General features: G+C 73.6%; 17 protein-coding genes and 1 pseudogene. 7 read left to right on the top strand and 11 right to left on the bottom strand.

The features are described from left to right. Window positions 1-9: 9 nt before the first annotated feature. The gene (locus QSK03_RS30985) at window positions 10-681 is read right to left on the bottom strand and encodes a TetR/AcrR family transcriptional regulator (RefSeq protein ID WP_285659458.1); all 672 of its coding nucleotides are present in this window, start codon (window positions 679-681) and stop codon (window positions 10-12) included. A 111-nt stretch (window positions 682-792) separates the two neighbouring features. Here QSK03_RS30985 and QSK03_RS30980 point away from each other — a divergent pair, with 111 nt between their 5' ends. Beyond that, entirely contained in the window at window positions 793-3,312 is a 2,520-nt protein-coding gene (locus QSK03_RS30980) for a DEAD/DEAH box helicase (RefSeq protein WP_285659456.1), read from the top strand. Here the strand turns inward: QSK03_RS30980 and QSK03_RS30975 are convergent. Beyond that, window positions 3,309-3,866, bottom strand: a complete 558-nt coding sequence (locus QSK03_RS30975; RefSeq protein ID WP_285659455.1) for a MarR family winged helix-turn-helix transcriptional regulator — start codon at window positions 3,864-3,866, stop codon at window positions 3,309-3,311. The genes QSK03_RS30980 and QSK03_RS30975 overlap by 4 nt on opposite strands. 230 nt (window positions 3,867-4,096) lie before the next feature. Between QSK03_RS30975 and QSK03_RS30970 the strand changes: the two genes are divergently transcribed. Then, a complete protein-coding gene (locus QSK03_RS30970) occupies window positions 4,097-4,252 on the top strand; it encodes a hypothetical protein (protein WP_285659454.1) in 156 nt (51 codons plus the stop codon). Between the two features lie 4 nt (window positions 4,253-4,256). Here the strand turns inward: QSK03_RS30970 and QSK03_RS30965 are convergent, their stop codons facing one another. After that, window positions 4,257-5,237, bottom strand: coding sequence for an AraC family transcriptional regulator (locus tag QSK03_RS30965; RefSeq protein WP_285659453.1), 981 nt, complete (start codon window positions 5,235-5,237; stop codon window positions 4,257-4,259). A 124-nt stretch (window positions 5,238-5,361) separates the two neighbouring features. Here QSK03_RS30965 and QSK03_RS30960 point away from each other — a divergent pair, with 124 nt between their 5' ends. Continuing rightward, window positions 5,362-6,231, top strand: coding sequence for an NmrA family NAD(P)-binding protein (locus QSK03_RS30960; protein WP_285659452.1), 870 nt, complete (start codon window positions 5,362-5,364; stop codon window positions 6,229-6,231). Window positions 6,232-6,246: 15 nt separating this feature from the next. Further along, the gene (locus QSK03_RS30955; RefSeq protein ID WP_285659451.1) at window positions 6,247-7,593 is read left to right on the top strand and encodes a cryptochrome/photolyase family protein; all 1,347 of its coding nucleotides are present in this window, start codon (window positions 6,247-6,249) and stop codon (window positions 7,591-7,593) included. Window positions 7,594-7,597: 4 nt separating this feature from the next. On the opposite strand, the gene QSK03_RS30950 is transcribed toward QSK03_RS30955, so the two are convergent. Beyond that, on the bottom strand, window positions 7,598-8,458 hold the full coding sequence (locus QSK03_RS30950) for an exodeoxyribonuclease III (protein WP_285659450.1): 861 nt from the start codon (window positions 8,456-8,458) through the stop codon (window positions 7,598-7,600). A gap of 84 nt (window positions 8,459-8,542) precedes the next feature. Between QSK03_RS30950 and QSK03_RS30945 the strand changes: the two genes are divergently transcribed. Both QSK03_RS30945 and QSK03_RS30940 read left to right on the top strand, forming a co-directional pair. Continuing rightward, complete coding sequence (locus QSK03_RS30945) at window positions 8,543-10,144, top strand: ATP-binding SpoIIE family protein phosphatase (RefSeq protein ID WP_285659449.1); 1,602 nt, start codon at window positions 8,543-8,545, stop codon at window positions 10,142-10,144. Then, entirely contained in the window at window positions 10,141-10,455 is a 315-nt protein-coding gene (locus QSK03_RS30940; RefSeq protein ID WP_285659448.1) for an STAS domain-containing protein, read from the top strand. The genes QSK03_RS30945 and QSK03_RS30940 overlap by 4 nt, the downstream gene beginning before the upstream one ends. 9 nt (window positions 10,456-10,464) lie before the next feature. Here QSK03_RS30940 and QSK03_RS30935 read toward each other — a convergent pair whose 3' ends face one another. Further along, entirely contained in the window at window positions 10,465-10,920 is a 456-nt protein-coding gene (locus tag QSK03_RS30935; RefSeq protein WP_285659447.1) for an SRPBCC family protein, read from the bottom strand. 135 nt (window positions 10,921-11,055) lie between these two features. Then, entirely contained in the window at window positions 11,056-12,477 is a 1,422-nt protein-coding gene (locus QSK03_RS30930; RefSeq protein ID WP_285659446.1) for a Dyp-type peroxidase, read from the bottom strand. Window positions 12,478-12,790: 313 nt separating this feature from the next. On the opposite strand from QSK03_RS30930, the gene QSK03_RS30925 reads away from it, so the two are divergent. Further along, window positions 12,791-14,119 (top strand): ATP-dependent 6-phosphofructokinase, encoded by a 1,329-nt coding sequence (locus QSK03_RS30925; protein WP_285659445.1) that lies wholly within the window; start codon window positions 12,791-12,793, stop codon window positions 14,117-14,119. A 26-nt stretch (window positions 14,120-14,145) separates the two neighbouring features. On the opposite strand, the gene QSK03_RS30920 is transcribed toward QSK03_RS30925, so the two are convergent. The 5 genes and pseudogenes from QSK03_RS30920 to QSK03_RS30900 all read right to left on the bottom strand — a co-directional run bounded on the left by QSK03_RS30920 (window position 14,146) and on the right by QSK03_RS30900 (window position 18,763). Further along, window positions 14,146-14,544: an FKBP-type peptidyl-prolyl cis-trans isomerase gene (locus QSK03_RS30920; RefSeq protein WP_285659444.1), complete on the bottom strand. Its 399-nt coding sequence runs from the start codon at window positions 14,542-14,544 to the stop codon at window positions 14,146-14,148. Between the two features lie 11 nt (window positions 14,545-14,555). Next, window positions 14,556-15,872 (bottom strand): MFS transporter, encoded by a 1,317-nt coding sequence (locus QSK03_RS30915; protein WP_285659443.1) that lies wholly within the window; start codon window positions 15,870-15,872, stop codon window positions 14,556-14,558. Between the two features lie 65 nt (window positions 15,873-15,937). Then, a complete protein-coding gene (locus QSK03_RS30910; RefSeq protein WP_285659442.1) occupies window positions 15,938-16,495 on the bottom strand; it encodes a thiamine pyrophosphate-dependent enzyme in 558 nt (185 codons plus the stop codon). Window positions 16,496-16,793: 298 nt separating this feature from the next. Next, window positions 16,794-17,063, bottom strand: a pseudogene (locus tag QSK03_RS33310) (thiamine pyrophosphate-binding protein); the annotation flags it as partial. Between the two features lie 50 nt (window positions 17,064-17,113). Then, on the bottom strand, window positions 17,114-18,763 hold the full coding sequence (locus QSK03_RS30900) for an alpha/beta-hydrolase family protein (RefSeq protein WP_285659441.1): 1,650 nt from the start codon (window positions 18,761-18,763) through the stop codon (window positions 17,114-17,116). Window positions 18,764-18,899: the final 136 nt, after the last annotated feature.

The raw sequence follows: 18,899 nt of genomic DNA, 5'->3' as shown, positions 1-18,899 counted from the left end.
AACGGCGGATTACTCGGCGGTTGCTGCTCCGTTCGCCCCGCCGGGCGGGAGGCGCAGGAGCAGCCGCAGCACGCGGCTGAACAGGTCGGTCGGGACGGCGTCCTCGCCGAGGACGCGGCGCAGCCGGATGAGCCCGTGGTGGAGCGCGGCCGCGGCGACGACGAACTCGTCGTCGCGGACCGCCGTGCGCACCGCCGGGTCGACCTCGTCCCAGTTCCGCGACAGCAGTTCGGTGGCGAAGCGCGCGAGACGGACCTCGTGGTCGGCGAGGCGACCCGCGAACTCTGGGTGGCGCACGGCGTAGAGCCACACCTCGGCGTCGAGCAGCGCCTCCTCGCGGGAGTCGGCGATCTCTCCCACCATGCGGTCCAGCGCGGCGAAGGTCTCCTCGGGGTCACCCTGCACGAGCGCGGCCTTGGCCTCGACGTCGGCCGAGGTCTGCTCCTCGACCAGGGCGGTGAACAGCGCTTCCTTGCTCGCGAAGTGCACGTACACCGAGCCGACCGACACGCCGGCCGTGCGGGCGATCTCCTCCACCGACGCCGGGCCGTAGCCGCGCTCGGCGAACACCCGGCGCGCCGCCGTGAGCAGGGACTCCCGGGTGCGCGCCTTGTCCGCCGCCCGCCGGCCGAGGGGCGCTCGCACCGACCCGGCCGCCGACTCTCCGCCACCCTCGGTCACGTCCTCATCCTCCCTGGCACCGTCCGGCCCAACGAGGAGGTCCTCGGGCGGTGACGCATCGTAAACCGCGGGGTCCGGCGAGCCGAACGCTCGATCACCGACAATGGAGAGGTGACCACCTCCACCGCGCTCCTGGCCGCCCCCGGCGCGGACCCCGACGAGCTCTACGAGGGGTTCTCCGACTGGGCCGCCGAGCGGGGCCTGGAGCTCTACCCCGCGCAGTCCGAGGCGCTCATCGAGCTCGTCTCGGGGTCGAACGTGATCCTCTCGACGCCCACCGGGTCGGGGAAGTCGCTGGTGGCGCTGGGTGCCCACGTCGCCGCGATGTCGCGGGGCGAGCGGACGGTCTACACGGCGCCGATCAAGGCCCTGGTCTCCGAGAAGTTCTTCGCCCTCGGCGCGCAGCTCGGCTACGCCTCGGTCGGCATGCTCACCGGCGACGCCGCGGTGAACCCGGAGGCCCCGGTGATCTGCTGCACCGCCGAGGTGCTGGCGAACTGGGCGCTGCGCGAGGGGACCGCGGCCGAGGTCGGCCAGGTCGTCATGGACGAGTTCCACTACTACGCCGACCCCGAGCGCGGCTGGGCCTGGCAGGTGCCGCTGCTGGAGCTGCCGCAGGCCCAGTTCCTGCTGATGTCGGCGACGCTCGGCGACGTCTCCTTCTTCGCCGAGGACCTGACCCGCCGCACCGGGCGCGAGACCGCGGTCGTCGCCCACACCGAGCGCCCGGTCCCGCTGTCGTTCCGCTACGCCCGCACGCCGCTGCACGAGACGATCACCGAGCTGCTCGCCGGGCAGCAGGCGCCGGTCTACATCGTGCACACCACCCAGGCCGCAGCGATCGAGCAGGCCCAGGCGCTCATGAGCCTCAACGTGTCGTCGAAGGCCGAGAAGGAGCAGATCGCCGACCTCATCGGCGGCTTCCGCTTCACCGCCGGGTTCGGGAAGACGCTCTCGCGCCTGGTGCGCCACGGCATCGGCGTCCACCACGCCGGCATGCTCCCCAAGTACCGGCGGCTGGTGGAGACGCTCGCGCAGGCCGGGCTCCTCAAGCTCATCTGCGGCACCGACACCCTCGGGGTCGGCATCAACGTCCCGATCCGCACGGTGCTGTTCACCGCGCTGACGAAGTTCGACGGGCAGCGGGTGCGGCACCTCCGGGCCCGCGAGTTCCACCAGGTCGCCGGCCGCGCGGGCCGCGCCGGGCACGACACCGCCGGCTACGTCGTCGCCCAGGCGCCCGAGCACGAGGTCGAGAACGCCAAGCGCCTCGCGAAGGCCGGCGACGACGTCAAGAAACAGCGCCGTGTCGTGCGGGTCAAGCCGCCCGAGGGCTTCGTGTCGTGGTCGGAGAGGACGCTCGAGAAGCTCGTCGAGGCCCAGCCCGAGCCGCTGACCAGCCAGTTCCGGGTGTCGACGGCGATGCTGCTGCAGGTCGCCCAGCGGGCGCAGCCCTTCTTCCCGGCCATGCGCCACCTGCTCGAGGACAACCACGCCGACCGCCCCACCCAGCGCCGCCTGATCCTGCGGGCGATCGCGCTCTACCGCGGCCTGATCGAGGCGGACGTGATCGAGCGGGTGGAGACCGACGCCGGGCCGGACGTCCGCCTGGTCGACGACCTCCAGGTCGACTTCGCGCTCAACCAGCCGCTGTCCCCCTTCGCGCTCGCCGCGTTCGACCTGCTGGACAAGGAGTCGCCGACCTACGCGCTCGACATGGTCTCGGTCGTCGAGTCGACGCTCGACGACCCGAAGCAGGTCATCCGCGCGCAGGAGAACCAGGCCCGCGGCGAGGCCGTGCAGGCCATGAAGGCCGAGGGCATCGAGTACGAGGAGCGCATGGAGCTCCTCGAGGACGTCACGTGGCCGAAGCCGCTCGCGGAGCTGCTCGGCGCCGCCTACGAGTCCTACCGCGCCGGGCACCCGTGGGTCGCCGACCACGAGCTCTCGCCGAAGTCGGTGGTCCGCGACCTCTACGAGCGCGCGATGACGTTCACCGAGTACGTGTCGTTCTACAAGATCGCCCGCTCCGAGGGCCTCGTCCTGCGCTACCTCACCGACGCCTTCCGGGCCCTGCGCCAGACGATCCCGGAGGCCGCGCGCACCGAGGACCTCGACGACCTCGTCGCGTGGCTCGGCGAGCTCGTGCGCCAGACCGACTCCTCCCTGCTCGACGAGTGGGAGAACCTCGCCAACCCGAGCGAGCTGGACGCGGCCGGCGACGACGCCCGACCCGTCGACCAGGGCCCGCCGCCCGTCACCCGCAACGAGCGGGCGTTCCGTGTCCTGGTGCGCAACGAGATGTTCCGCCGCGTCGAGCTGTTCGCGCGCCGCTCCCCCGCCGAGCTGGCGGAGCTGTCCGAGGAGGGCCCGGACGCGGCGTTCTGGGCCGACGCGATCGAGGGCTACTTCGCCGAGTACGACGAGCTCGGCAGCGGCCCCGACGCCCGCGGGCCCGCCTTCTACCGCGTCACCGTCGACGGCCGGGTCTGGCACGTCCGCCAGGTCCTCGACGACCCGGACGGCGACCACGACTGGGCCATCAGCGCCGACATCGACCTCGACGCCTCCGACGAGCTCGGCACTGCCGCCGTCTACGTCACCGCGGCGGGCCCGATGGCGGCGGCCTAGTACCGGGTCCACCACGGACGGGCGTCCAGGTCGGCCCGAGCAGCCCGCCGCTCCGCGAGAATGCACCGCCACGTGACGGCCTCGGCCAGCGCGCGGGCATGGGTGAACACGATGTCGGTCAGCCCGACGACGACGCCGGCCACGAGGCTGTGCCGGCGACCGCGCACCGCGTGGGCGGCCACGACCCTGAGGACCGAGCCGTGCAGGCTCGTTCGCAGGTCCTCGAGCACGGCGTCGCGCCGCGCGTGCGGGACCAGCCGGACATGGATCTCCTGTTCGTGGTGCCGGCCGGCCTCCCGCGCGACGTGCCCGCGCGCCTCGAGGCGGCGCACCAGCTTGGCGACGGCGCTGCGCGTCATCCCGAGCTGCTCGCCGAGGCGACCGCTCGAGATCGGCCCGCGCCGCCGGCAGATCTCGACGCAGAGCATCTCCGAGGGCGAGAGCCCGATCCGGCGGGCGACTTCGTTGCGGTACCACTGCAGGGCCGGACCGAGCTCGTCGAGCAGGAGCGCGACCAGCTCGTCGGTGGCGTCCTCCTCCGCCTGCCTGTCCACGTCGAGGAGCGTCGCCGACACGGCGGCTCCGTGGGGCCGGAACCGCGAAGCTCGGCCCGTGTCCTGGGGACACGGGCCGGGAGGGGGCGAGCCGGTCCCTGGACGACCGTGTCCTCGGGACACGGGTCGGAGAAGAAGCGAGCCGGTCCGGGAGAGACCGTGTCCTCGGGACACGGGTCGTCGTCCACTCCCCCGCCCCGGCCCGGAGCCGATCGGTCAGGATGCTGTTCGTGGTGACGGTCGTGGTCACCACGATCGCCGTCGCGCAGGGCGCCGAAGCGTCGTCGTGGATCGTCTACACGCCGCTGTTCCCGCTCGCCCTGCTCCTGCTCACCGGCCTCTACCTGTTCGTCCTGCCCTACCGGGCGCGGCGGCGGGCCGGCTGACGCACTACGCCCCGAGCAGCAGCGGCTCCTCCTCGCGGGCCCGGGCCCGCACGGCGCCGGGCGGGGTGCCCACGACGCGGCGGAAGGCGCGGCTGAACGCCGCCTCGGAGCGGTAGCCGAGGGACGCGGCGACGGCGGCGACCGTGATGTCACCGGCCCGCAGGCGGTCGTGGGCAACGAGCATCCGCCAGCGGGTCACGTAGGCCATGACCGGCTCGCCGACCAGCGCGGTGAAGCGCGCCGCGAACGTCGAGCGCGACAGCATCAGCTCGCGGGCCAGGCCGGCGACCGACCAGTCGCGGGCGGGGTCGGCGTGCACCAGCGCGAGCGCGCGCCCGATGTCGGGATCGGCGAGCGCCCCGAGCCAGCCCGTGCGCGCGGCCGGGTCGTGGGAGAGCCAGGCGCGCAGCATCTGGACGACGAGCACGTCGGCGAGCCGCGTGATCACGGCCTCGCCGCCGGGGCGGGTCTCCGCCACCTCGAGCGCGATGAGCCGCAGGGTGTCGTGCAGGCGAGCGGTGAGCGGGGACACCGGCACGTGGACGATGTCGGGCATCAGCGCCACGAGCCGTTCGGCCATCGGGTGCTCGAAGCGGACCGCGCCGCAGATCATCGTCGTCGTCGGGCCGTCGCCACCGTGGCGGATCGATGCGTAGCGGTCGCCGTACCAGGTGTGCGGCAGCGTCAGGACGTCCGGCACCGACGGGCCCGGGGGCGGATCGACCGAGTGCAGCTGGTGACCCTCGCCGCGCGGCAGCAGCACGATGTCCGACGGCGAGAGCGTCACGACCTCCTCGCCGACGCAGAACGTCGCCCTCCCCGACGTCACGACGTGGAACCACAGGCAGCCCGGGGTCGCGGGCAACCGGAGCCCCCACGGCGCGCCGAGCTCGGACGAGCAGTAGAACGTCCCGCTCATCCGCAGGACGTGCAGGGCCTCGCCGACGGCGTCGGAGGGGGTCCAGGGCGGCTGGACGACGGTCACGGCACCCACCCTCCAGCACGATGGACGATCGAGCAAGAGAACCGGCCGCCTGGCGATGGTTCGTCCGACTCGTCGGCAGCAGGCTCGGACGCAGCAGATCGAGCCACACCGAGGAGACGCCATCATGATCACTGTTCTGGGAGCGAGCGGGAACACCGGCGGGCAGGTCGTGCGCCGCCTCCGCGCGGCGGGCGTCGCGGTGCGCGCCGTCGGGCGTGACGCCGCCCGTCTCGCCGACGCGGCGGCCCACGGCGCCGAGCCGGTCGTCGGCGACATCACCGACCCCGCCGTCCGAACCGCCGCCTTCCGCGGCGCCGAGGCGGCCTACGTCCTCATGCCCCTCGACCTCGCCGCACCCGGCTACCGGCGCCAGCAGGAGCAGGTCGGCACCGCGATCACCGCGGGCCTGCGCGCCGCCGGGGTGCCGCGGGTGGTGGCCCTCAGCTCGCTCGGGGCGGAGATCCCGAGCGGGACCGGCTTCCTCGAGACCCTGCACCAGCAGGAGGAACGACTCGCCGGCCTCGACGCCCGGGTCACGCTCCTGCGGCCGGGGCTGTTCTTCGAGTCCTTCCTCCCCGCGCTGCCGGCGATGCTGGCCGCGGGGGTGCACCACGACACGGTCGCCCCGGACGTCGCCCTGCCGATGGTCGCCACCCGGGACGTCGGCGACGCCGCCGCGACCGCCCTGCTCGACCCGGGCGCGGTCGGGGTCCGCGAGGTGCCCGGTCCCGAGGACCTCACGCTCCCGGACGCCGTCGCGCGGATCGGCGCCGTGCTCGGGAAGCCGCTGCGCTACGAGCGGGCGCCGGACGACGTCATGCGCGCGGTGCTCGTCGAGGCCGGCCTGCCCGCCGACCTCACCGACGAACAGCTCGCGATGAACGCCGCGTTCAACCGGCGGGTCGTGCGCCGCCGTGGTCGCGGGCCGGCCACCGGGAGCCCCACCACGATCGAGCAGTGGGCGGCGAGCCTCGTGAGTACGACCGGGGCCTGACGGGAACGCGGCGGGGTGCCCACGATCTGCCTGTTCACCCGGGACCTGCGGGTCCACGACCAGCCCGTGCTCCGCGGCGCCGCCGAGGGTGCGGAGGACGGGCAGGTCGTGCCGCTGTTCGTCGTCGACGACGCCATGCGGGGCTTCCGCGTGCCGAACCGGGCGCGGTTCCTCGCCGAGTCCCTCGCCGACCTCGACGCCGGTCTGCGGGCGGCGGGCGCCCGGCTCGTGGTCCGGTGGGGCGACGTCGTCGAGGAGGTCCGGACGCTCGCCGGCGAGGTGGGCGCCTCGGCGGTGCACGTCGCGGGCGACGTCAGCGCCTACGCGGGCCGGCGGCGCAAGGCGCTCGAGAAGGCGCTCGGCGACGACGACCGCGAGCTGGTCGTGCACGACGCCGTCGTCACCGTCGTCTCCCCCGGCACGGTCACGCCGACGAGCGGCGACCACTTCAAGATCTTCACGCCGTACCACCGGAAGTGGGCCGACGTGGAGACCCGCGAACCCCTCGACCCGCCGACGGACCTGACGCTCCCGACGAAGGTCCGCGCCGGCTCCGTCCCGGAGGCGGAGGACCTCGCCGACGGGGACACCGCGCCCGGCCTGATGCCCGGCGGGGAGGGGGCCGCCCGCGAGCGGCTGCAGGACTGGCTCGACCACATCGACGACTACGCCGAGGGCCAGGACCTCCCGGCGCGCGACGCGACGTCGCGGCTCTCGCCGTACCTGCACTTCGGCTGCGTCTCCCCCACCGAGATCGCGCGGCGGGCGGGGACGTCGTCGGAGGCGGCGGCACAGTTCGTCCGCCAGCTCGCCTGGCGCGACTTCCACCACCAGACCCTCGCCGCGGTGCCCCGGGCGTCGGCCGAGGACTACCGCGACCGCGGGGACCGGTGGCGCCGCGACGACGAGGAGTTCGCCGCGTGGGCGGAGGGACGCACCGGGGTGCCGATCGTCGACGCCGGCATGCGCCAGCTCCACCACGAGGGCTGGATGCACAACCGCCTGCGGCTGATCACCGGCAGCTTCCTCGCCAAGTCGCTCTACCTGGACTGGCGGCTCGGTGCCCGCCACTTCCTCGACCACCTCGTCGACGGCGACGTCGCCAACAACCAGATGAACTGGCAATGGGTGGCCGGGACGGGCACGGACACCCGCCCGAACCGGGTGCTGAACCCGATCACGCAGGCCAAGCGCTACGACCCCGACGGCGAGTACGTGCGCCACTGGGTGCCCGAGCTGGCCGAGCTGGAGGGCGCGCGCATCCACGAGCCGTGGAAGCAGTCCGGCGAGTTCGACTACCCCGCGCCGGTCGTGGACCTCGACGAGGCCGGGTCGGCGTTCAGGGCCGCCCGAGGGGCGTGACCCCTCAGGCCTTCTTGGCCCGCGAGCCGCCCTTCTTCGCCCCCAGCGACGGGGGCGGCACCACGGGGCCGATGTCGCCGTCGGGGGCCTCGTCGAGGTCGAGGATCACCGGCGCGTGGTCGGACGGGCCGGAGCCCTTGCGCGCCTGGCGGTCGATCCACAGCGCGGCGCGACGGGACGCGATCGGCCCGCCGGTGAGCACGAGGTCGATGCGCATCCCGCGGTCCTGGTGGAACGCGCCGCCGCGGTAGTCCCAGTAGGTGAAGACCTTCTCGTCGGGCCAGCGCTCGCGGGTGACGTCGTGCAGCCCGGTCTTGAGCAGGGCGGCGAGGGCCTCGCGCTCGGGAGGCGTGACGTGGGTGGACTCGGCGAACGCCTCGACGGAGTAGACGTCGGGGTCGGCCGGCGCGATGTTGAAGTCGCCGGCGACGACCGCGTCGTCGGCCCCGGCGGCCTCCACGCGGTCGCGCAGGGCGGCCAGCCACTCGAGCTTGTAGGCGTAGTGCGGGTCGCCGGGGTCGCGGCCGTTGGGCACGTAGACCGACGTGACCCGCAGCCCGCCGCACGTCGCGGTGACCGCGCGGGCCTCCTGGTGCGGGTAGCCGGGGGCGCCGGGCAGCCCCTCGGTGACGTCGTCGAGCCCGACCCGCGACAGCAGCGCGACGCCGTTCCACCGGCCCTCGCCGTGGTGGGCCACCGCGTACCCACGCTCGGCGAGCGGCGCACCGAAGGACTCGTCGAACGCCTCGTCGGACAGCTTGGTCTCCTGCAGGCAGACCACGTCGGGCGCGCGGTCGTCCAGCCAGCCGAGCAGCCGCGGCTCCCGGGCCTTGGCCGAGTTCACGTTCCACGTCGCCAGTCGCACGCCCGCCACGCTAGCCCGGTGGTGCGACGGTCTCCCCCGGCCGGGCCCGTTCCCCGCAGCCCGGACGGGTACTAACTTGCCCCCATGGCCGCCTCCAGCGCCGTCACGGACGAGGATCGGCTCCGGCGTATCGAGCAGATCACCGACACCAGCCTGTCGCATCTGCGCATCGAGGACCTGCTCACCGAGCTGCTGGACCGTGTGCGCTCCCTGTTGGAGGCCGACACCGCCGCGGTCCTGCTCCTCGACCCCTCCGGGACCCACCTCGCGGCCACGGCGGCCCGGGGCATCGAGGAGGAGGTGCTCCAGGGCGTCCGCATCCCGGTCGGGAAGGGCTTCGCCGGACGCATCGCCGCCGAGCGCCGGCCGGTGATCATCGACGAGGTCGACCACTCCAACGTCCTCAACCCGATCCTGCGGGAGAAGGACATCCGCTCGCTGCTCGGCGTGCCCCTGGTCGCGGAGGGCGGGGTGATCGGCGTCCTGCACGTCGGCACGCTGCGCCCGCGCCTGTTCACCTCCGACGACGCGGATCTGCTGCAGACGGCGGCGGACCGGATCGCCATGGTGACGCGCACGCGGATGTCCGACCTCGACCGGGCGGCCGCGTCGGCCCTCCAGCGCAGTCTGCTGCCGGGTCAGCTGCCCCGGGTGAACGGCATGGAGTTCGCGGCGCGCTACATCCCGGGCGAGGCCGGCGGCCTGGGCGGCGACTGGTACGACGTCTTCTCGCTGCCGTCGGGGCGCATCGGCGTGGTCATCGGGGACGTGGTCGGGCGGGGGCTCCAGGCCGCGGTGGTGATGGGTCGCCTCCGCAGCGCCCTGCGGGCGTTCGCCCTCGAGGAGGACGACCCGGCGGAGGTCCTGGAGCGGCTGGACGGCAACGTGCAGCACTTCGAGGACAACGTCATGGCGACGGTGATGTACGCGATCATCGAGCCGTCGCTGGAGCGGCTGGCGCTCTCGACGGCCGGGCACCTGCCGCCGATCCTCGCGCAGCCCGGGACGCCGTCCGCGCTGGTCAACGTCCCGGTGGACCTCCCCGTCGGCGTCTCCGTGGGGGCGCCGCGACGCACCACGCTGATCGACCTCCCCTCCGATGCGCTGCTCTTCCTGTACACCGACGGGCTCGTGGAGCGCCGGGGTCGCACGCTCGACGCCGGCCTGGACGACCTCAACGCGGCCGTGGTCTCCGACGACGCCGAGACGGTGTGCGCGCGGGTCCTGCACGACCTGGTCGGCGGCACGCCGGTCGGGGACGACGTCGCGATGCTCGTGCTGCGCCGCCTGGGCACGCCGGACGTGGTGCCGCTGAACACCGTGGTCCCCGCCTCGCCGCGCACGCTGGCGGACATCCGGTCCGCGGTCCGGCGCTGGCTCGCCGCGACCGGGGCGCCGCCCGACGTCGCGGCCGACGTCCTCGTGGCCGCCGGCGAGGCCTGCTCCAACGTCATCGAGCACGCCTACGGGCCGGCCGGCGGGAGTCTGTCGCTGCAGATGGACCTGGACGGCTCGACGATCGTCACCGTCGTGCGCGACAACGGGCGGTGGCGCTCGGCGCGGGGCCACAACCGCGGGCGCGGCACCGCGCTCATCCAGCGGTGCAGCGACCACATGGACGTCGTCGCGGGCGTCGGCGGCACGACCGTGACGTTCTGGCGCACCATCACGGAGGCCGGCTCATGACCACGGCGACCGTTGTCGTCCATCCGCGCGACTCCGCCGTCCGCATCGACATCGGCGGCGAGGTCGACCTGGAGAACGCCGGGACCGTCGAGGAGCAGCTCAGCGCGGCGATCCCGAACGAGACGACCGAGGTGACGCTGGGGCTCGGCGAGCTCTCGTACCTCGACAGCGCGGGCCTGCGGGTGCTGTTCGCGCTCGCGGCTCGCCTCGAGGTGCTCCAGATCGAGCTGCGCGTGCACGTCCCGCCGGGTTCGGTCACCCGCCGGGTGCTCGAGCTCTCCGGGTTCGAGGGCGTCGCGGCCCTCGAGTGACCCCGGGCGTCAGCCCTGCTCGGCCTTCCGTCGCACCGCGTCGAGCGTCTGCTCCATGCCGCGGCGGTTGGCGCCGGGCACGTCCCAGGCCCGCGCGCGGCCCACGACGTTCGCCAGCGGGCTGCGCCGGTCCTGCCAGAACTGCTCGACGCGCGTCCCACCGTCCTGTGGCGTCAGGCGGAAGCCCCAGCGGGCGACCGGCTGGCCCAGGAGGTCGACGTCCCAGGTGATCTCGCGCTGCGGGGTGTAGTCGACGACCGTGCCGGTCGTCGACCACCGCAGCAGGCCCTTGCGGTTGTGCCCACGGAACCGCGCGCCCGGCTCCGGCCCTGTCGCACCGCCGAGCCAGTCGACGCGGTGGCACTCCGGGGAGATCCCGCCGATCCGGGCCGGGTCGCCGACGAGGTCCCAGACGCGGTCCGGTGGCGCTTCGACGGTGCGGGTGACGACGACGTCCTCGGCCACGGGTGCCCTCCTCGGGATCGGCGGAGATCGAGAGAAAGGCACCCTAGAGGCTGGCTGCCTGCCGCGGCTCGTCCGAGCGGCCTACACCACCTCTCCGGTCACCGACGCCGCGCGCAGGGTGAAGGTGGTCATGGCTCAGAGCTCGCGGAGGAACGGGATCGAGGGGGCGTAGAAGTACTCGCCGCCCTTGAGCGTCACGGCCTGCTGCATCGGGTCGACGTCCTGCGTCGGGGCCTGTCCCCAGGCCACCGGGCAGTGGAGCACTGACGTACCGGGCCGCTGGCCCTGGCCGATGACCTGGTCGAGGCCCGGGTCGGGCTCGACGAACGGGAAGTCCTTGTTGTTCGCCCACGCGCGCTGGGTGAACTCGAACTGGTCCTCGATGCTGCGCATGAACGCCATGAAGAGCAGGCCGACGCCCTCGGTCGGGCGGGCGCTCGGCGGCAGATCGGCGTTGATGTCGTCGGTCCGCTCGCCGTAGGTGATGCCGCGGCGCGCCATGATGCGGCCGCGCTCGTCCGCGATCTGCTCGGGCGTCATGCCCGCGAAGCTCGACCCCCGCGGATTCGTCTTCCGGATGTGGGCGAAATGGGGGCACCGGAGTCCGGTCGCGTCGTCGGCCGGGTCGGGCGCCACGTAGGCGAAATCGTTCTCGACGTTCTGGCCCGGCTTGGTGGCCGCGTCGTGGTCGACGAGCGGTGTGCCGTCCTCGAAGCGCCCTACGATCATCGCACCAGCCCTCTCTCGGTCGGGCCCGACGAGGCCGAGATCCGTGGCGATCCGCTCCTCTTCCTCCTTGAACAGCCGCACGTTCTGCTCGAGCTTGCGGAAGACGAGGAAGCTGCCGAAGCGGTTCGCGTCGGCGAAGGCGCCGTCCTCGGGGACGAGCAGCTGGCCGAGTCCGAACGCCGGGTCCCACCGCGTCCGCGGTTCGGCGGTGATGTCCTCCTCGAGGAACAACGGCTGGCTGCGGCCGTCCACGTAGCCGAAGTGCTCGAGGCCCACGCCGTCGGTGTTGGTGATCTCCTGGCCCCGCTGGTCGACCACCACCATCTCGGCGCGGGGCAGGAGGGCCCGCACCGCGTCCTCGGCGCGCGCCGCGCCGTCGGCGGACGCGTCGCCGATCAGCACGACCGCGTGCAGGTCCCCCTGGTACCCGGGCTCCCAGTCCCCGGGGGGCGGGTCGGCCATCGGCGGCAGTCCGGGGCCGTCCTGGCGGTCCTTCATCCCGAGCGTGAAGTTCGGCGCCGGCTCCGGGACCTGTGCCCCGAGGACGTCGAGACCCTTCTGGCTCAGCCCGACACCGACGTACGGCGTGCCCCCGCCGAGCCCGCTGTGGAAGGCCTCGACCTCCCAGAGGTGCGTGCTCGCCGATTTCACGAGCGGCAACAGGTCCGCGATCGTGGCGTGTGCCTCGGCCGCGTCCTGGAAGTTCAGGAACAGCGCGGCGAATGTCCCGCGGGCGTGTCCTTTGATGATGTTGGCCTGGAGATTGTCGAGCACGGCCCGCTCGCGGACGTCCGTGGTGTGGGCGGAGATCTGGTCGTTCTCGTCCATCGGGTCCCCCATTCGTCGTCACCCGATTAGGAACGACCCTAGGTAATCGATCATGTCCGGCCGATCAGCAGATGTACGTACTGGTCGTACAACAATTCACCGGAACGGCCCTGCTGACGGCGCATTTCCGCACTTTCCGTCGCCGAACGCATGGTCTCCGCGACGGGCGCTGCGCCGCGGCACCGTGGCCGCGCGTGGGGGACCGCACTGACGGGCCACCCGGAGCACCCGCTCCGTTATCGTGACCGATGCAGATGCCGGAGACCCGCAACGACGCGACCGGTCGTCCCACCACGACCCCTGGGGGTCCCCCGTGACGCTCGACCTCGACGACCTGCGCGTCCGCAGCCTGGGCGAGTGCCGCCACGACTCCCCGTTCGCGGAGATGCTGGCGACCAAGCGCACGTCGCCCCACTACGTCCACGAGGACGACCGCGTGCTCGTCGACGACACCGTCTCGGTGCTGCTCTCCCGCGGCGTGCCGATCGACCGGCTACCGAGCCTCGAGGCGGCCGGGCCGCGACGGAAGGTGTACTTCGACCCGGCGGCGACGAGCGTCGGCATCGTGACCTGCGGCGGCCTGTGCCCGGGGCTCAACGACGTGATCCGCGGGATCGTGCAGGAGCTCACCGAGCACTACCACGTCGCGCACATCTACGGGTTCCGCAACGGGTTCGCCGGCCTCACGCCCCAGCACCGCGAGCGCGTCGTCGAGCTCGACCTCGACGCCGTCCGCGACATCAACAACGACGGCGGCACGATCCTCGGCAGCTCGCGGGGCGACCAGGACGCCGAGCAGATGGTCGACACCCTCGTCGAGCTCGGGATCCACGTCCTGTTCGTGATCGGCGGCGACGGCAGCATGCGCGGCGCCATGAAGATCACGAAGGAGGTCGACGCGCGGGGCCTCGACATCGCCGTCGTCGGCGTCCCGAAGACGATCGACAACGACCTGCCCTACACCGACCAGAGCTTCGGTTTCCAGACCGCGTTCGCGCAGGCGACCGAGTTCATCGCCTCGGTGTTCATCGAGTCGCAGGCCGCCGAGAACGGCGTCGGCATCGTCAAGCTCATGGGCCGGCACTCCGGCTTCATCGCCTGCTACGCGGCGCTGTCGAACAACGACGCCGACTTCGTGCTGATCCCCGAGGTCCCGTTCGTGCTCGACGGACCCAACGGGGTGCTGCGCCGGGTGGAGGACCACGTCCGCCGGCACGGCCAGGTGGTCGTCGTGGTCGCCGAGGGCGCCGGGCAGGACCTGCTCGAGGAGGAGGGGCAGACCACCGACGCGTCGGGCAACACCAAGCTCGGCGACATCGGCCTGTTCCTCAAGGAGAAGATCACCGAGCACCTCACCGCGGTGGATCTCCCGCCGACGGTGCGCTACCTCGACCCGAGCTACGCGATCCGCAGCGTCGCCGCCAACGCCTACGACAGCGTCTACTGCGTCCGGCTCGCCCACGCCGCGGTGCACGCCGGCATGGCCGGGCGCACCGAGACCGTCGTCGTGCGCTGGCGGCGCCGGTTCGTGCACATCCCGATGGGCCTGATCACCGCCCACCGCAACCAGGTCGACCCGGACGGCGACCTGTGGATGTCGGTGCTCGAGGCGACCGGGCAGCCCGCATCGTTCGGGGCCTGACCGAGCACGGACCGGCGCCGCGCGCCTCAGTTGACCTTGACGAGGTCCACGACGAAGACGAGGTGGGCGTTCGCCGGGATGACCGGCGGGACGCCGCGGTCGCCGTAGCCCTGGTGCGGCGGGACGACGAGCACGCGCCGCCCGCCCTCGCGCATGCCGGAGATGCCGAGCTTGAACCCGTCGATGACGCCGTTGAGCGGGAACTCGACCGGGGCGCCGCCGCGGGACCAGGACGAGTCGAACTCGCCGGAGTCCGAGACGCGGATGCCCTGGTACTGCACCTGCACGGTGTCGCGGGGGCCGGCCTCGGTGCCGCCCCCGATGACGAGGTCGGTGATGTCGAGGTCGTTCGGCAGGGTGTCGGGGGTGACCGACGCGCCGGGCGCGCGGGTCAGGTCGTCGGTGTTGTCCACGGTGACCGCCATGTCCCGAGACCCTACGGACGCTCGGCGCCCGCTCCCGCAGGGCCTGCGGGCGCGGCGGCGGCCAGCTCCTCGTCCTCGCGCGGGTCGTGGTCGCGCCCCAGCGCCAGACCGACCACCGAGAGGACGCAGGCCACGGCGACGTAGACGGCCGCGACCGACCACCCGAAGTCGGCGTTCAGCGCGGTCAGGATCACCGGGGCGAGCGCACCGCCGAAGACACCGGCGATGGTGTAGCCGAGCGACGAGCCGGTCGAGCGCAGGCGCGGGGAGAACTGCTCGGTGATGAACGCCGCCTGCGGGCCGTAGGCCATCGCGTGCAGGACGAGGCCCACGACGACGCCGAGCACGAGCAGCCCGAACGCCCCGGAGGCGATCACCGGGAAGAGCACGAACACCCACACCCCGGTGCCCACCACGGCGACGATCGAGATCAGGCGCCGGTTCCAGCGGTCGGACAGGGCCCCGAACGCCGGGATGAGCCCGAGCTGGAGCGCCGAGCCGACGAGGACCGCCGAGAGCACCTCGGCGCGTGCGAAGCCCGCGGTCTTCGTGGCGTAGGTGAGCACGTAGACGGTCAGCAGCGAGTACGCCACATCCGGACCGAGTCGGGCGAGGATCGCGGCGACCAGCCCGCGCGGCTGCGTGCGCAGGACGTCGCGGACGGGGCTGCCCGAGGTCTCCCCCGACTCCTGCAGCGCGCGGAACACCGGGGTGTCCTCGAGCGTGAGCCGGATCCACAGGCCGAAGGCGACGAGCAGCGCCGAGAGCAGGAACGCGACGCGCCAGCCCCACGACAGGAGCTGGTCGGTGGACAGGGTCGCGGCGAGGACGGCGAACACGCCGTTCGCGAGCAGGTTGCCCGCCGGCGGACCGATCTGGGCCGCCGACGACCAGAAGCCGCGGCGCCGCGGGTCGCCGAACTCGCCGGAGAGCAGCACCGCGCTCCCCCACTCGCCGCCGACGCCGACGCCTTGGGCGAAGCGCAGCAGCACGAGCACGATCGGCGCCGTGACGCCGATGGTGGCGTAGGTGGGCAGCAGCCCGATCGCGACGGTGGCGACACCGATGAGCAGCAGCGTGGTCACGAGGACCCGCTTGCGCCCGAGGGTGTCCCCGAGCCGGCCGAACACGAACCCGCCGACCGGCCGCGACACGTACCCGACGGCGAACGTCGTGAAGGCCAGCAGGGTCCCGGTCAGCGGGTCGTTGCCCGGGAAGAACAGCTGCGGGAAGACCAGCGCCGAGGCCGTCCCGTAGACCGCGAAGTCGTAGTACTCCAGCGACGTCCCCGACAGCGACGCGACGAACGCCTTGCCCCTGGCTGCCATGCCGGATCGTGTGCCCCGTCCGGGGACAGATCACTCCTTCGGGCCGCTCACTCCTTCGGTGCCGCTCAATCCTTCGGTGACAGCCCCAGCACCGAGCGGGCCTTGGCGCCGACCGTCTCCTTCACGCCGTTGGCGATGATCGCGAGCGCGTCGCTGTCGCCGGCGAGCTGGGAGCGGGCGGTGTTGAGGGCCTGCTGGACCGTCACGTGCGGCGGGACGAGCGGGATGTCCTTGTCGACCTTCGCGTCCACCACGAACGGGCGGTCGGCGGCCAGGGCGTGGTCCCACACGGCGCCGATCTGCTCGCGCTCGCGCAGCTCCAGGCCGTCGAGCCCGAGCAGCATCGCCCACTGCGCGTAGGGCACGTCGGGCACGGACTGGGACTGCGGGTCGGGCGGCTCGCCGAGCATCCCGCGGGTCTCCCACGAGACGTAGGACAGGTCGTCGTTGGACAGCACGAGCACGACGAAGCGCGGGTCGGCCCACTGGCGCCAGTACCGCTGCACGGTGATCAGCTCGTTGACCCCGTTCATCTGCATCGCCCCGTCGCCGATCAGCGCGACGACCGGGCGGTCGGGGTGCGCGTTCTTCGCCGCGATCGCGTAGGGCATGCCCCCGCCCATCGAGAGCAGCGTCCCCGACAGCGACCCGTACTGGGCGCCGTGCAGAGGTGTGGTAGTAGCCGTGGGCGTCGGGCGGGTCGACGACCGCGGACTGCTCGAGCACGTCGGAGGGCAGGATGATCGCCGCGACCGTGCGGTCGGCGAGCGCGCTGCGGCAGGCCCGGTCGACGACGTGCCGCACCTGGCTCGGGTCCTTGACCTCGGCGAGGTAGCCCGCGACGTCGGAGAGCAGGGCGCCGAGGTCGATCTCCTGGTAGTAGCCGCCGCCCTGGGCGGTCTGTGCGGTGTGCCCGACGAGGGCGACGACGGGCTGGTGGTCGAGCTTGGCGTCGTAGAGGCCGTTGAGGGCGTGCACTGCCCAGGGCCCGCTGGTCACGGCGCAGCACCCGATGGGCGACCCGCCGTACTTCACGTCGGCACAGGCGGCGAACGCGGCGGTCTCCTCGTGCCGCACTTGCACGAACTCGGCGTCCTCCCGTTCGGGCAGGGCGGTGAAGATGCCCCCGATGCCGTCCCCGGGGTAGCCGTAGAAGCGGTGGACCCCCCACTCGGCGAGGCGGGCGAGCACGTGCGCGGCGACGGTCTTCGGTGCACTCACACGGGAGGCTCCCCACGCGGTCAGCCCCCGAACACCTGCCGGGCCCGATCGGTGTCGGCGGCGGTCCAGCCCGGCTGCGGCGCCACCGCGGCCCAGCCGTCGACGAGCAGGGTGTCGTACCGGTGCCCGTGGTCGGGCGTCAGGGACTGCGCCCGCGCGAGGTCGACGGTCGTCTGCCAGAACGTGATCACCGGGTACCAGTGCTGCCCGGGCGGGACGTCGGAGCCCGCCGGCTCGGAGAACCGGTCCGGGCGACGCCAGAGCAGGCCCGGGGACCACCACACGACCGGGTCCGACGGGTGCTGGAGGTAGAGGACGCGGGGCTGCTCCCACGACTCCCACGACTCCCACGACTCCCACGACTCCCACGACTCCCACGACTCCCACGACTCCCGTGACGGCCCGCCCGCCAGGTCCGCGGCCCGCCCCGCGAACCGCACCGCCCGGCCGCCGTCGACCACCGGGAGCACCTCCGGCGACCCCGGGTCGCGCCGCGCGACGAGCCCGGTCCAGGGCTCGCTGCCGTGCGGCGGGCCGACCCACAGGACGCCGTCGGCGCGGGCGCGGACGTCGTCGAGCGAGGCGAACGCCGCCTGCGACCCCAGCGACCCGAGCGACTGCCCGAAGACGAGCAGGCGGGGCCGGCGGTCGGGCGGGCTCTGAGCGAGGCGCGCCCGCACGGCGTCCAGCAGCGCCGCGGTCGACGCCCGCGCCTCGGGCCCGTCGATGAGGAAGGACAGGTCGCTGGGCAGCGTCGAGTACTGCACGGCCGCGACGGCGGTGTCGCCCCCGCGGACCAGCTCGAGGGCGTCGGGGATCGGGGGGTCGACCGAACCGGACCCGGTCGGCGTCACGAGCGCGAGGACGGAGCGGTCGAAGGCGCCGGCGCGGTCGAGCTCCGCGACGGCGAGCGCGGCCCGCGCTGACGGGTCGGGCGCGCTCTCGAGCCCCACGTAGACCCGGACCGGGTCACGCGGCGCGCGTCCCGCGGCGGCCGCCAGCTGCTCGGCGGGCCGCCCGCCGGCGACGAAGCGACGTCCGTCGCGCCCCAGCGTGTCCCACCCGACGAGCGAGGTCGGCGACCCGGACCGCGTCGCGCGCTCCGGCGGCCCGCCGCTCACCCCGGGCTCGTCGTTGCGGGCGCGGAACGCGGCCTCGGTGACGGTGAGCGCGACGGAGGTCGCGACCCCGGCCACGACGAGCGTCGCGAGCGCGACCACCCCGACAGCGGCTGGACCGGGCAGGCGATGCCGGAGCAGGTGGGTGAGCCGGCGCAGGCCCCGCGCGGCGGCCACCAGCAGGGCCACCACGGCCACCGTCACCGGGACCCCGAGCAGGAAGGCGGCGTTCGACGGCGGTGGTGCCCCGATGAGGGCCGCGGCCCGCTGCTGCCCGCCCGCCGCGACCGCGAAGGCGGCCACCAGCACGCCGAGGACCGCCACCGGCAGCCACGCGCCGAACCGCCGGCGCGGCCGGACGCCGCCGAGCCGTGCCAGACCCGACACCGCCGTCCCGAGCCCGTACCCGAGCGCGGCGACGACCCCGGACACGACGCCCTGGGTGACGCCGTCGCGCGGCAGGAGCCCGGGGCCGAGGGCGAGGACCGCGACGACCGCGGCGACGAGGAGTCCGGCGGGGTCGACGTGCCACCACCGACGGTCCCGGCTCACCCCTCGACGCTAGTGCGTTGACCACGAACGTTTGCCGGGTCATGCGGCTCGGGGTCGGCCCCAGCGGTGTTGTCGTTCGCTGCGGATGCGGGCGCGTTCGCGGCGTTGAGCGGCCAGGACGTCGGGGTGGCGGGCG

It is taken from the genome of Actinomycetospora sp. NBRC 106375 (assembly GCF_030269665.1).
Taxonomy (GTDB): domain Bacteria; phylum Actinomycetota; class Actinomycetes; order Mycobacteriales; family Pseudonocardiaceae; genus Actinomycetospora.
This window is presented reverse-complemented; position numbering and strand designations above follow the sequence as displayed.

Excerpts from the sequence above, each read along its gene's own strand:
- QSK03_RS30910 (WP_285659442.1), bottom strand. The coding sequence starts at position 16,495 with ATGGGCGGGGGCATGCCCTACGCGATCGCGGCGAAGAACGCGCACCCC.
- QSK03_RS30960 (WP_285659452.1), top strand. The coding sequence starts at position 5,362 with ATGATCACTGTTCTGGGAGCGAGCGGGAACACCGGCGGGCAGGTCGTG.
- QSK03_RS30930 (WP_285659446.1), bottom strand. The coding sequence starts at position 12,477 with ATGGACGAGAACGACCAGATCTCCGCCCACACCACGGACGTCCGCGAG.
- QSK03_RS30920 (WP_285659444.1), bottom strand. The coding sequence starts at position 14,544 with ATGGCGGTCACCGTGGACAACACCGACGACCTGACCCGCGCGCCCGGC.
- QSK03_RS30940 (WP_285659448.1), top strand. The coding sequence starts at position 10,141 with ATGACCACGGCGACCGTTGTCGTCCATCCGCGCGACTCCGCCGTCCGC.
- QSK03_RS30915 (WP_285659443.1), bottom strand. The coding sequence starts at position 15,872 with ATGGCAGCCAGGGGCAAGGCGTTCGTCGCGTCGCTGTCGGGGACGTCG.
- QSK03_RS30945 (WP_285659449.1), top strand. The coding sequence starts at position 8,543 with ATGGCCGCCTCCAGCGCCGTCACGGACGAGGATCGGCTCCGGCGTATC.